The organism is Streptomyces sp. NPDC008125 (genome assembly GCF_042957125.1).
Classification (GTDB): Bacteria; Actinomycetota; Actinomycetes; order Streptomycetales; family Streptomycetaceae; genus Streptomyces.
Genome location: NZ_JBIBHR010000008.1, coordinates 216,948 through 229,069, shown reverse-complemented (window position 1 = coordinate 229,069; position 12,122 = coordinate 216,948). Strand labels below are relative to the sequence as shown.

The following is a 12,122-nucleotide window of genomic DNA, read 5'->3' as shown; positions in this document are numbered from 1 at the left end:
CGCACCATGGCTCTGCGCCGCCACCACCGCACCGCACTCGCCGTCACCGCCGCAGCACTGACCCTGACTGCGGCGGCCGGATGCGGCGCCGTCGACAAGGCCCTCGACTGCGTCCGTACCGCCGACGCCATCGCCACCAGCGTCGGCAACCTCCAACAGGCCGTCTCCAACGCCTCGGGCGACGTGACCCAGGCCTCCGAGTCGCTCGACCAGATCGACCAGGAACTCGGCAAGCTCAAGGACACCACCGACAACGCCGACCTGGGCAAGGCCGTCGACGACCTCCGGGCCGGAGTCGGCCAGGTCCGCGCCTCCATCGAGGCGGGCGACACCACCCCCGACATCGGCCCGGTCACCGACGCCGCCGGCGAGATCGGCACGGTCTGCTCACCGTGAACCGGTGAGTGGGCGAGGCGGTCGAGGCGGTCCCGGAGCACCTCCGCGACGGCGGGGGAGCGACAATCGATCCATGACCCGCCTGATCCTCGCCACCCGCAATGCCGGGAAAATCACCGAACTCCACGCGATCCTCGCCGACGCCGGCCTCAGCCACGAACTCGTCGGCGCGGACGCGTACCCCGAGATCCCGGACGTCAAGGAGACCGGCGTCACCTTCGCCGAGAACGCCCTGCTGAAGGCCCACGCCCTGGCCCAGGCCACCGGCCACCCGGCCATCGCCGACGACTCCGGCCTCTGCGTCGACGTCCTCGGCGGCGCGCCCGGCATCTTCTCCGCCCGCTGGGCCGGCCGGCACGGCGACGACCAGGCCAACCTCGACCTGCTCCTCGCCCAGCTCGGCGACATCGACACCCCGCACCGCGCCGCCCACTTCGCCTGCGCCGCCGCCCTCGCCCTCCCGGACGGTACGGAACGCGTCGTCGAAGGCCGCATGCCCGGCACCCTCCGCTTCGCCCCGGCCGGCGCGCACGGCTTCGGCTACGACCCGATCCTCCAGCCCGAGGGCGAGACGCGTACCTGCGCGGAGCTCACCCCGGCGGAGAAGAACGCCATCAGCCACCGCGGCAAGGCGTTCCGCGCGCTGGCACCGGTGGTGCGGGAACTGGTGGGCTGAAACACGCCGAGTGGCTGTCACCTTCGAATCCAAGGTGACAGCCACTCGCTGTGGGTGGGCCCGGTGGGATTTGAACCCACGACACACCGGACCTAAACCGGCGCCCTCTTGCCAGCTGGGGTACGGGCCCGCGCATCGCTACTGTACTGGGTGCGACTTCGCCGCTTCGAGAAGCTATCGGTCTGGCTATGACATGACGGACACAAGTAGCGCAGATTCCCGCGACGATTGTCCAGCCGGTCACCGTTGACGTGATCGATCTCCAGGGCAAGGTACTTGCCCTGCCAGGTGTCACCGATGCCGCACGCGGAGCATGTGCGTGCGATTCCGATGTCATCGAGTGCGCGACGCAGCAGCGAGGTCCGGGTCCGGGCGGACCCCGGATCCTTCCGTCGCAGGATTTCGGCGGTGGTCCTGCGGTGGGGAGAGTGGGCGCCCCGAGTGTGCCCCTGCCCGGTGAAGTGGGCAGTTGAGAGACCGTACTCGTCGAGGCTTCGTTTCAGACGGGCGCGGACGGCGCCGTTGTCTGCGTGGCCGAGGAGCCTCAGTACTCCGGCCAAGCTCTTGGATTCAGCGACAGCCGAAGTCAGTTCGCTGCGGGACGCGAGAGGCGGGCGGTGCGCACGGCCGCTGGTGAAGTGCGAAGTGTCGATCCCCAGCCGCCCGAGCTTCTTTCGGATGTAGTCGTAGGGGCCGTCGCTGGGAGGGATCTGCATGTACTCCAGCACTTCCCGGATGCTGCGCGAGTGCGATGCGGCTTCTTCCAGGAGTTCTTTCGTGCACGTCCGCCTTTTGCGTTCCGGCAGAGGGACCTCGACGAAGTGGGAAGTGTCGATTCCATAGTGCGTCAGGCGGTCACGCACGTAGCGGAGCGGCCTGCTGCCGAGCGGGGCACCCAGTCGGCCGAGCATGTCGACGAGGCTGGTGGAGGCGGCTGCTGTCCGGGCCAGGGTTTCGCGGGGGTACCTGTTCTGGTCGCTCACGCCGACCGCCGCCGCTTACGCCCCCGATAGGTGTCCGTGACCGCGTGGCAGTTCGGGCAGATCAGGCGCAAGTTCTCCCGGCGATTGTCCCACCACTCCCCGCTCTTGTGGTCGACCTCCAGTCGTAGCGGTTTGCCATTCCACTCCGTGCCTGTGCCGCACACGGCGCACGACTCGGCGATGCCCGTCCGGAGCAGTTCCCGGCGCAGCCTTGCGCCGGGAACCCTGCCGCCCGACGGAGATCCCAGAGTCAGCGTGCTCTTCGCGGCGCCTTTCGGCCGACGTCGAGTCGCACTCGAGAAGTGTGATGTGTCGATGCGGAGGGCGGCGATCCGGCGGCTGATGTGCGCCTGGTTGCCGCCCACCGGGTCGATGCCGAGTCGGCGAACGACTTCCGCCACGCTTCTGGAGCAGGCGACCAACTCGCGCAGGGTGTTTTCCGTGTGGCGCACCCGGGTGTCGACGAAGTGGGAGATGTCGATTCCGGCCTCGACCATCTTGGCTCGTAGGTAGCGCCTGCTCCCCGGCGTCGGTGTGCTGCCGCACCATCGCACCGCGTCGTTGTAGTTGGTCGTCTCGCGCGCCGCCTCTTCGAGTAGCTGGCGGGTGTAGCGGACCGGCATCTCTCTTCTTCCCCCGTCCGGCCGCGCGTTCGCAGCCTCGTACGGAGCAACGAACCGGTAATCGGACAGTCACGTCCGTAATCCGACGAGATGCGGAAGGGCCCGGACCGCTTCATCGACCGAAGCGGTACGGGCCCTTCCGTACGGGTGCGGGTCCTGCGTCAGAACTTCGGGTCCGGCGACTGCGCGTGGACGAGCTCCGCCGCTTCCTCCGGGGTCTCCACCGAGGGCGGGGAGCCGTCGAGGGGCTTGTTGGCGGTCTCCTTCATGCAGGCCACGGAGACCACGCCGACCAGGGCGGCGGCCATCGCGTAGTACGCGGGCATGAGGTTCGTACCGCTCCAGCTGATCAGGGCGGTGATGACCAGGGGGGTCGTGCCGCCGAAGATCGACGCGGAGAGGTTGTAGCCGACCGAGAGCGAGCCGTACCGGACGTTCGTCGGGAAGAGGGCCGGCAGGGCGGCGGACATGGTGCCGAGCATGCAGAGCAGCGAGAGGCCCAGCATGAGCATGCCGATGGTGATGGCCGGGATGCTGCCCTGCCGGATCAGCAGGAACGCGGGCAGTGAGAGCACCAGGAAGCCGAGCATGCCCGTCATCAGCAGCGGCTTGCGGCCGAAGCGGTCGGAGAGCTTGCCGACCTGGCTGATGAGCAGCATGAGGACGACCATCACCACGAGCAGGATCAGCAGTCCGTGGGTCTCGCTGTAGCCGAGCTCGTCGGAGAGGTAGGTCGGCATGTACGAGAGGAGCATGTAGTCGGCGATGTTGTACGCGCCGACCAGGCAGATGCAGAGGATGAGCGTCGGCCAGTAGTCACGGAAGATCTTGGCGAGGTCGCCCTTGGCGGTGGTCTCCACGCCGTCGGCGGCCTCGGAGGCGTGGGCGGTGCCGCCCTCCAGCTTCTGGAAGGCGGGGGTCTCGTCGAGGCGGAGGCGGAGGTAGAGGCCGACGAGGCCGAGGGGGCCCGCGACGAGGAAGGGGATGCGCCAGCCCCAGCTCTCCATCTGGCCGGTGTCGAGGAGCGCGTAGAGCGCGGTGACCAGGCCGGCGGCGCCGACGTATCCGGCGAGGGTGCCGAACTCCAGGAAGCTGCCGAAGAAGCCGCGGCGCTTGTCGGGGGCGTACTCGGCGATGAAGGTGGAGGCGCCGCCGTACTCGCCGCCGGTGGAGAAGCCCTGGAGCATGCGGAAGAAGATCAGCAGGGCGGGTGCCCAGATGCCGATCGCGTCGTGCGAGGGGATGAGGCCGATGGCGAAGGTGCCGATCGCCATCATGATCATCGTGAGGGCGAGGATCTTCTTGCGGCCGACCTTGTCGCCCATCGGGCCGAAGAACATGCCTCCGAGCGGCCGGACGAGGAAGGCGACGGCGAAGGTGGCGAAGGAGGAGAGCAGCTGGGTCGTGTCGTTCCCGGACGGGAAGAAGACGTGTCCCAGGGTGACGGCGAGGTAGGAGTAGATGCCGAAGTCGAACCACTCCATGGCGTTGCCGAGTGAGGCCGCCTTCACCGCGCGCTTGACGGCCTGGTCGTCGGTGACCGTGATGTCCGTGCGCCGGAGTCTGGGGTTCTGGCGCTTCCGGACGGCCCGGAAGAGCATGGGGTGGCGCTTGACCGCGTCGGGGTCGGCCGCCTGGTGGGGGTCGGTGGCCGCCATGGCCGGGTCCTTTCCTCGGAGGGTGTTCCAAGAAAGGCTTCTGTACGGTCATGGCGGTCGCAAACCGATCGGCGCGGAGAATGCGAGGTCCCTCACAGTGTCGCGACAGGTCCCTGCCATTTCCTGCGGGTTTCCCGGGTTCTCGGTTTCCGCGGGTTCTTCCGGGTCTGCGGGTTCCGGTGTGCGGTGGTGAACACCGGGCACCGGCCGAGGGGGTGCGTCAGATCTTGAGGTCCTTGATGATCTTCGCGACGTGGCCGGTGGCCCGGACGTTGTAGAAGGCGTGCTCGATGAGCCCCTGCTCGTCGACGACGAAGGTGGACCGGATGGTGCCCGTCACCGTTTTGCCGTAGTTCTGCTTCTCGCCGTACGCGCCGTAGGCCGCGAGGACCTCCTTGGACGGGTCGCCGACGAGGGTGATCTTCAGATTTTCCTGGTCGCGGAACTTCGCGAGCAGCTCCGGCTTGTCGGGGGAGACGCCGATGACGTCGTATCCCGCGCCGGTCAGCAGGTCGAGGTTGTCGGTGAAGTCGCAGGCCTGCTTGGTGCAACCGGGGGTAAGGGCTTTGGGGTAGAAGTAGACGATCACCTTGCGGCCCTTGTGGTCCGCGAGCGACACGTCCTTGCCGTCGGCGTCCGGAAGGGTGAAGGCGGGGGCGGTGTCGCCGGGCTGGAGGCGCTCGCTCATGGTTCTCCTCGGGTGGCGCGTGGGGTGTACGCGACCGAGCGTAATAGGGGTGCCGCCGGGTGTGCGGGCGGTCGAGCTGACAGACTGTCGATGAAGGTTTACCGGACGACCACCACGGAGGCGGCGCAGTGTCGGATACGAGGACCCCTGCGCAGATCGAGGCGGACATCATCAGCAGGCGTGAGCAGCTGGCTGTGGTCCTCGACGAGATCGGGGTGCGGGTGCACCCGAAGACGATCATCGGTGACGCGAAGGCCACGGTCGCCGAGAAGGTGGACCGTACGGCGGGCCGCGCGTACGTCGCGGTGAATCGTTCGGTCTCGGACGTGAAGGCACGGTTCGTGGCGGAGGACGGTTCGCCGCGGCTGGAGCGGGTGGTGCCGGTGGCGCTGCTCGCGGTCGGGGTGGTGGGCCTGCTGGTCGTGTCGACGCGGCGCCCGAAGGGCCGCCGGCGCCGGTAGGACGTGTCCGGGTGTGGCCGGTCCGGTGGATTCGGCCGCCCGGCGGTCGTCCGCGCCGCGGGGAGGATACGCGTCGTGGCGCGGAAGCGGGTGGACGTACCCCCTACGGCGTACGGGCGGCGGCGCGGCGGGTAGGTTGCGGGGCGTGAGCGACAACACCCAGGACGACAAGCTGCCCATCCGCATGCTGCACGACCGTGTGCTGGTCCGGTCCGACTCGCCGGAGGGCGAGCGCCGGTCCGGCGGCGGCATTCTCATTCCCGCGACGGCCGCCGTGGGCCGCCGCCTGGCCTGGGCCAGGGTGGTGGCCGTGGGCCAGAACGTACGGTCGGTCGAGCCCGGGGACCGGGTGCTGTACGACCCCGAGGACCGCGCCGAGGTCGAGGTGCGGAGCGTGGCGTACGTACTGATGCGGGAGCGGGATCTGCACGCGGTGGCGGCGGACCGCTTCGAGGGGTCGGTCGATTCGACGGGGCTGTACCTGTAGCCGTTCGTGCGCCCTCGTGGGGCCCGGTGACCGCGGTCACCGGGCCCCACCGCGTTTGTTGCTACGGTGGAGGGACCCGACGAGACGCGCCGTACCGGGCAGGCAAAGACGACGCAGTCCGTGTTGTTCCGTGTGTCTGTCGTCGGAGGTGGCCGTCGTGGCCTGGGTTCTTTTGATCGTCGCCGGTCTGCTCGAAGTGGGCTGGTCGATCGGTATGAAGTACGCCGAGGGGTTCACCCGGCTGTGGCCGAGCGTGTTCACCGTCCTCGGGATCGTGGCCAGCATGCTGCTGCTGGCGCAGGCGGCGAAGTCGCTGCCGATCGGTACCGCCTACGGCGTGTGGGTGGGGATCGGGGCCGCCGGTGCGGCGGTGCTCGGGATGGTGGTGCTGAACGAGCCGGTGACCGCCGCGCGGATCTTCTTCGTCTGTCTGCTGCTGGTGTCCGTGGTGGGGCTCAAGGCGACTTCGGGACACTGACCGCCCGGGGGCGTCCGCCGGTCTCACCGCCAGGGGTACGGGACGGCCGGCCCCCGGTCGGGGCCCCGGGCGCCTTCGACCAGGGCGCCGCCCGTGCTGCCGTTCCCGACGGGGCCGCCGCCGTCGCCGGTCTCCCCGGTGGTGCCGCCGGTCTCCCCGCCGCCTTCGGCGGTGCCCGCGTCGGTGCCGCCGTTCGCACCGCCGTCGCCGTTGCCGCCGTTGCCGGTTCCGCCGTTCGTGGTGCTCCCGCCGGTGCCGTTCGCGTTGCCGCCGTTGGTGGTGCCGCCGCCGGTGGTGCCGCCCGCGCCGGTGGTGGTCGGGCCGGGAGTGGCCGGGGTGGTGCCGGCGGAGGTGGCGGGGGTGGTGGGGGTGTCGCCGCTCGGGGTGTCCGACGGGGAGTCCGGGTCGTCGGGCGGTGATTCCTCCTCGGAGGGGTCGGGCTCGTCGCTGCCCTCCGCCGGGTCCAGGTCGAATTCCCGTACCGCGGAGCCTTCGAGTGCGGCTGCGGTGTAGTCGGCCCAGGTCTCGGCCGGGGCGCCGCCGCCGTTGACGCGGGACTGGCCGAGGGCTCCGTACAGGGACTCCTGCGTTCCGGTGTCCGGGTCCTGGCCCATGACGGCGACGACCGTCGCGAGGTTGGGGGTGTAGCCGGCGAACCAGGCGGCCTTGTCCTCCTCGGCGGTGCCGGTCTTCCCGGCGGCGGGGCGGCCCGCGCCCCGCGCGGCCGTACCGGTGCCGCCTTCGACGACGCTCCGCAGGATCGCGGTGGTGGTGTCGGCGGCCTGCCGGCTGACGGCCTGCCGGGTGGTGCGGTCGGGCAGTGAGACGTTCCGGCCGTCCTTGGTGACCTTCTCCACCAGGGTGTACGTGCCGTGCCGCCCGTGGTTGGCGAGGGTCGCGTACGCCTGGGTCATGTCGAGCACACTGGCGGTGGCCGGGCCGAGCGCGATGGACGGGGAGGCGGTCAGGTCGGGGGTGTTCTCGGGGATGCCGAGGTCGATGGCGGTCTCCTCGACCTTCTCCGGGCCGACGTCCTCCGCCATCTGCGCGTACACAGCGTTGACGGACTTGTCGGTGGCCTCGCGGACCGTGAGGGAGCCGTAGCTGACGTCGTCCTCGTTGGCGGGGGCGTACCCGGTGTCGCCCTGGCGCCCTTGGACGGGGCGCTCGTTGGTGCCGTCGTAGCGGGTGTTCGGGGTGATCCGGCGGCCGTCCTGGGTGGTCGCGTCGTTGGCGACGGCGGCGGTGAAGACGAACGGCTTGAAGGTGGAGCCGACCTGGTAGTCGCGGCGGGTCGCGTTGTTGACGTACTGCCGGGTGTAGTCGATCCCGCCGTACAGGGCGACGACCTGGCCGGTGGCGGGGTCGATGGAGGCGCCGCCGACGCGGACGTTGCGGTCGGCTTCGTTGCTGTCGTCGGTCCGGGAGGTCACGTTCTTCTCGACGGCGTCCACGAAGGCGTCCTGCTTCTCCTTCTCCAGGGTGGTGGTGATCCGGTAGCCGCCGGTGGCGAGGGTCTCCTCGTCGACGATCCCGTGGCCGGTCAGATAGTCCTTGACGGCGTCGACGAGGTAACCGCGCTGCCCGGAGAGGCCGGTGGAGGCCTTCGCCTCGCCCGGCGGCGGGAAGGTGAGCGCCGCGCGCGCGGAGGCGCCGAGCCACTTCTCCTTGACCATGCCGTCGAGCACGTAGTTCCAGCGGGCGAGGACGGCCGGCTCGTTCTCCGGATGGGCGACGACGTCGTACGCGCTCGGGGCATTGAGGAGCGAGGCGAGGTACGCGCCCTCGGCGACGCCGACGTCGGTGACGTCCTTGCCGTAGTACGCCTGGGCCGCGGCCTGGATGCCGTAGGCGTTGCGGCCGAAGTAGCTGGTGTTGAGGTACCCCTCGAAGATCTGGTCCTTGGTCTGTTCGCGGTTCAGCTTGATCGCGATGAAGAACTCCTTGGCCTTGCGGACGACCGTCTGTTCCTGGCCCAGGTAGTAGTTCTTGACGTACTGCTGGGTGATGGTCGAACCGCCCTGCTTGCCCTTGCCGGTGACGGTGTTCCAGGCGGCGCGGACCATGGCGCTGATGTCGACGGCGCGCTCGGAGTAGAAGTTGCGGTCCTCCGCGGCGAGCACCGCGTGCTGGACGTCCCCAGGGACCTGGGCGAGCTGGACGTTCTCCCGGTTGACGTCGCCGTCGCGGGCGATGACCGCACCGTCGCGGTAGAGGTAGACGTTGCTCTGGGCGGTGGCGCTGGAGTTCGCGGCGGGGATGTCGACGAGCTGGTACCCGGCGATGAATCCGCCGACGAGCAGGACGGCGACGAGCAGTACGGCCCCGAGCACCATCCGCCAGGTCGGGACGAGGCGGCGCCAGCCCGTCCGCCGGGGGCGTTTCGCGCGCTTCTTCCCGGCCTTGCCGGGTGGTGCTCCGTGTGGGTGTTCCTCCGCGGCGTTCGCGGCGCCTTCGTCTCCGGAAGGCTCCCCGGAGGAGTCCCGGGGGGCCCAGCGCTCTGGCTCGTCGCTCATGTCGGTGAAGACTCCTCGGCCGCAGACAGTCCTCCCATATTGCCCCTTTCATGCCGATAACCCTCGGAGGGCACCTGCTTGCGCCCCGGTACGCCCCGCCGGATGCCGCGCGCGCCCCCGAAAAGTGGTCGCCCGGCGCCGGAGGCGTGGACTAGGGTCGGGCGCTTTGGTGCCGGGAGGGGGAGAGGCGTGCGGGTCTATGCCGTGGTGGCGGCGGGCGGGTTCCGCCGGCATGCCACGTACCGGATGGCGACGATGGCGGGGATCTTCACGAACACCGTCTTCGGCTTCGTCATCGCGTACACCTACACCGCGCTGTGGTCGGAGCGGCCGGACCTCGGCGGTTACGACACCGCCCAGGCGCTGACCTACGTCTGGCTGGGACAGGCGCTGCTGATGACGTGTTCGCTGATGGGCGGCGGATTCGAGAACGACCTGATGGCGCGCATCCGCACCGGTGACATCGCCATCGACCTCTACCGGCCCGCCGACCTCCAGTGCTGGTACCTGGCCGGGGACCTGGGCCGGGCCGCCTTCAACTTCCTGGGGCGCGGAGTCGTGCCGATGACGATCGGTGCGCTCGCCTTCGACCTGGCCCTGCCCGCCTCGCCCTGGACGTGGCTGGCGTTCCTGGTGTCGCTGGCGCTCGGGGTGGTGGTCAGTTTCGCCGTCCGGTTCCTCGTCGCGCTGGCCGTGTTCTGGCTGATGGACGGGGCGGGGGTGCTCCAGATGAGCTTTCTGACGGGGCTGTTCTTCTCCGGGCTGCTGCTGCCGCTGAACCTGTTCCCGGGGCTGCTGGGCGAGGTGGCGCGGGCGCTGCCGTGGTCGGCGTTCCTCCAGGTGCCCGCCGACGTGTTCCTCGGCGAGCGCACCGGGTGGGACCTGGTGGGGGCGTTCGCCTTCCAGGCGGGCTGGGCGCTGGTGCTGCTGCTGGCGGGCCGGGTGCTCCAGTCCGTCGCGACGAGGAGAGTGGTGGTGCAGGGTGGCTGACACGGTGCTCGTCCCGGGCGGCGGAGGCACGGGCGGCGACGGCGGCGGTACGGACGGGGACAGCGGTGCGGGCGGCGACGCGCGTACGGGACGGGGAGTGGGGCCCGGCGCCTCGACCGGGCCGGACCCCTCAACCGGGCCGGACCCCTCAACCGGGCCGGACCCCTCCGCCCGGCCCGGCCCCGGTGAGCGGTCGCCGCTGCTGGAGGGGGTCCGCGCCTACCGGCTCATCGCGGGGATGTGGATCCGTTCGACGATGGCGTACCCGGCTTCGTTCGCGATGAACACGCTCGGCAACTTCCTCGCGACGGTCTTCGACTTCGTCACCATCATGCTGATGTTCGGCCATGTCGACGCCCTGGGCGGCTACTCCCTGCCGGAGATCGCCCTGCTGTACGGGATGGCGGCGACCGCGTTCGGGCTGGCCGACCTGCTGCTGGGGTCCCTGGACCGGATCGGCGAGCGGGTACGGGACGGCACGTTCGACACGCTGCTGGTGCGTCCGGTGCCGGTGCTGGTGCAGGTGGCGGCCGACCGGTTCGCGCTGCGCCGGGTGGGGCGGATCGTCCAGGGGCTGATGGTGCTGGGGTACGCCCTGGTGGTCCTCGACATCGACTGGACCCCGCTGAAGGTGCTGCTGGTCCCGTTGGCGGTGGTGAGCGGCGGGGCGTTCTTCGGGGCGGTCTACGTCGGCGGGTCGGTCGTCCAGTTCGTCGCCCAGGACGCGGCGCAGGTGCAGAACTCCTTCACGTACGGCGGCCAGACCCTGTTGCAGTACCCGCCCTCGGTCTTCGCCCGGGAACTGGTGCGCGGGGTGACGTTCGTGGTGCCGCTGGCCTTCGTCAGCTGGCTGCCCGCGCTGTACGTACTGGGGCGGGACTACCCGGTGGCGATGCCCCCGTGGGTCGCGTTCCTGTCGCCCCTGGTGGCGGCCGGGGGCGGGCTGCTCGCCTGGCTGGCGTGGCGCACGGGGCTGCGGGCGTACCGGAGTACGGGAAGTTGACCGGGGACGGGGTGGCGGGGATGGGTTCGGGCGTGGATACGGGAGCGGGTACGGGCATGGCGCGGGACGCGGACACGGGTGTGGCGGCGGCAGGGACGAGGGCGGGGGAGGGGACGGCGGGGACGGCGGCGGCGAAGGACGTACGGGCCCCGGCGGCCGACGACTCGTTCATCGAGCTGGACGGGGTGGAGAAGGTCTTCCAGGTGCGCCGCAGGACGGGCTTCCTGCGCCGCGAGCGCCGGGAGGTGCGCGCGGTGGACGGGATCAGCTTCCGGGTGGCGCGCGGCGAGATGGTCGGGTACATCGGCCCGAACGGTGCGGGCAAGTCGACGACGATCAAGATGCTCACCGGCATCCTGACCCCGAGCGGCGGCCGGCTGCGGGTCGCGGGCGTCGACCCGTCGCGGGACCGCACCCGGCTGGCGCATTGTATCGGGGTGGTGTTCGGGCAGCGCACCACCCTCTGGTGGGACCTGCCGCTGAAGGACTCGTACCGGCTGATGCACCGCATGTACCGCATCCCGGACGCGCGTTACCGCGAGAACCTCGACCGGTGCGTCGAACTGCTGGATCTGGCGGACCTGTTGGACAAGCCGGTGCGGCAGCTCTCCCTCGGGCAGCGGATGCGCGGGGACATCGCGGCGGCACTGCTGCACGATCCGGAGGTGCTGTACCTGGACGAGCCGACGATCGGGCTCGACATCATCTCCAAGACCAAGGTGCGGCGGTTCCTCAAGGACCTCAACGAGGAGCGGTCCACCACGGTGCTGCTCACCACCCACGACCTCACCGACATCGAGCAGTTGTGCCGCCGGGTGATGGTGATCGACCACGGCCGGCTGATGTACGACGGCGCGCTCGCCGGGCTGCACGAGGCGGGTGGGGGCGAACGCGTCCTGGTGGTGGATCTGGAGCGCGAACTCCCTCCGGTCGCGGTCGAGTCGGAGGGGCCGCTGCGGGCGCGGGTGCTCCGGACGGAGGGGCCGCGCCAGTGGCTGGCGCTCCCGGCGGGCACCTCCGTGGCTCCGCTCGTGGCGCGGATCGCGGCGGAGTACCCGCTGAAGGACCTCTCGGTGCGGGAGCCCGACATCGAGGACGTGATCGCCCGGATGTACGCGGCGGGTTCGCGCCCCGCCGCGTGACGCGGGGGGCTCTGTTCCGGT

The 12,122-nt window shown here is 70.4% G+C and carries 13 protein-coding genes, 1 tRNA gene and 1 riboswitch; of the genes, 8 read left to right on the top strand and 6 right to left on the bottom strand.

Going from position 1 to position 12,122, the window contains the following annotated elements:
* Positions 1-6 precede the first annotated feature (6 nt).
* Both ACFZAX_RS16295 and rdgB read left to right on the top strand, forming a co-directional pair.
* A complete protein-coding gene (locus tag ACFZAX_RS16295; protein WP_390962178.1) occupies positions 7-396 on the top strand; it encodes a hypothetical protein in 390 nt (129 codons plus the stop codon).
* A 73-nt stretch (positions 397-469) separates the two neighbouring features.
* Entirely contained in the window at positions 470-1,072 is a 603-nt protein-coding gene (gene rdgB, locus ACFZAX_RS16290; protein WP_390962176.1) for an RdgB/HAM1 family non-canonical purine NTP pyrophosphatase, read from the top strand.
* Positions 1,073-1,127: 55 nt separating this feature from the next.
* Here the strand turns inward: rdgB and ACFZAX_RS16285 are convergent.
* The 5 genes from ACFZAX_RS16285 to bcp all read right to left on the bottom strand — a co-directional run bounded on the left by ACFZAX_RS16285 (position 1,128) and on the right by bcp (position 5,024).
* A tRNA-Leu gene (locus ACFZAX_RS16285) sits at positions 1,128-1,202 on the bottom strand.
* Entirely contained in the window at positions 1,165-2,055 is an 891-nt protein-coding gene (locus ACFZAX_RS16280) for an HNH endonuclease signature motif containing protein (RefSeq protein WP_390962301.1), read from the bottom strand. Before ACFZAX_RS16280 ends, ACFZAX_RS16285 begins: the two co-directional genes overlap by 38 nt.
* A complete protein-coding gene (locus ACFZAX_RS16275) occupies positions 2,052-2,678 on the bottom strand; it encodes an HNH endonuclease (protein ID WP_390962174.1) in 627 nt (208 codons plus the stop codon). The genes ACFZAX_RS16280 and ACFZAX_RS16275 overlap by 4 nt, the downstream gene beginning before the upstream one ends.
* Positions 2,679-2,839: 161 nt before the next feature.
* A complete protein-coding gene (gene proP / locus ACFZAX_RS16270; RefSeq protein WP_390962173.1) occupies positions 2,840-4,336 on the bottom strand; it encodes a glycine betaine/L-proline transporter ProP in 1,497 nt (498 codons plus the stop codon).
* Between the two features lie 220 nt (positions 4,337-4,556).
* A complete protein-coding gene (bcp, locus tag ACFZAX_RS16265) occupies positions 4,557-5,024 on the bottom strand; it encodes a thioredoxin-dependent thiol peroxidase (protein ID WP_390962172.1) in 468 nt (155 codons plus the stop codon).
* A gap of 128 nt (positions 5,025-5,152) precedes the next feature.
* On the opposite strand from bcp, the gene ACFZAX_RS16260 reads away from it, so the two are divergent.
* The 3 genes from ACFZAX_RS16260 (at position 5,153) to ACFZAX_RS16250 (ending at position 6,450) form a co-directional block, all read left to right on the top strand.
* Positions 5,153-5,485 carry a DUF3618 domain-containing protein gene (locus tag ACFZAX_RS16260; protein WP_390962171.1) on the top strand — a complete coding sequence of 111 codons (333 nt, stop codon included), beginning with the start codon at positions 5,153-5,155 and terminating at the stop codon, positions 5,483-5,485.
* Between the two features lie 145 nt (positions 5,486-5,630).
* Entirely contained in the window at positions 5,631-5,972 is a 342-nt protein-coding gene (locus tag ACFZAX_RS16255) for a co-chaperone GroES (RefSeq protein WP_266704824.1), read from the top strand.
* Positions 5,973-6,027: 55 nt separating this feature from the next.
* Positions 6,028-6,090: riboswitch (guanidine-III (ykkC-III) riboswitch) on the top strand.
* Positions 6,091-6,129: 39 nt separating this feature from the next.
* Positions 6,130-6,450, top strand: a complete 321-nt coding sequence (locus ACFZAX_RS16250) for an SMR family transporter (protein ID WP_390962169.1) — start codon at positions 6,130-6,132, stop codon at positions 6,448-6,450.
* A 23-nt stretch (positions 6,451-6,473) separates the two neighbouring features.
* On the opposite strand, the gene ACFZAX_RS16245 is transcribed toward ACFZAX_RS16250, so the two are convergent.
* A complete protein-coding gene (locus tag ACFZAX_RS16245) occupies positions 6,474-8,966 on the bottom strand; it encodes a transglycosylase domain-containing protein (RefSeq protein ID WP_390962167.1) in 2,493 nt (830 codons plus the stop codon).
* Between the two features lie 189 nt (positions 8,967-9,155).
* Here ACFZAX_RS16245 and ACFZAX_RS16240 point away from each other — a divergent pair, with 189 nt between their 5' ends.
* The 3 genes from ACFZAX_RS16240 to ACFZAX_RS16230 all read left to right on the top strand — a co-directional run bounded on the left by ACFZAX_RS16240 (position 9,156) and on the right by ACFZAX_RS16230 (position 12,101).
* Positions 9,156-9,956, top strand: coding sequence for an ABC-2 family transporter protein (locus ACFZAX_RS16240; RefSeq protein WP_390962166.1), 801 nt, complete (start codon positions 9,156-9,158; stop codon positions 9,954-9,956).
* A gap of 199 nt (positions 9,957-10,155) precedes the next feature.
* The gene (locus ACFZAX_RS16235) at positions 10,156-10,959 is read left to right on the top strand and encodes an ABC-2 family transporter protein (protein ID WP_390962300.1); all 804 of its coding nucleotides are present in this window, start codon (positions 10,156-10,158) and stop codon (positions 10,957-10,959) included.
* Positions 10,960-11,015: 56 nt separating this feature from the next.
* Complete coding sequence (locus tag ACFZAX_RS16230) at positions 11,016-12,101, top strand: ATP-binding cassette domain-containing protein (protein WP_390962298.1); 1,086 nt, start codon at positions 11,016-11,018, stop codon at positions 12,099-12,101.
* Positions 12,102-12,122: the final 21 nt, after the last annotated feature.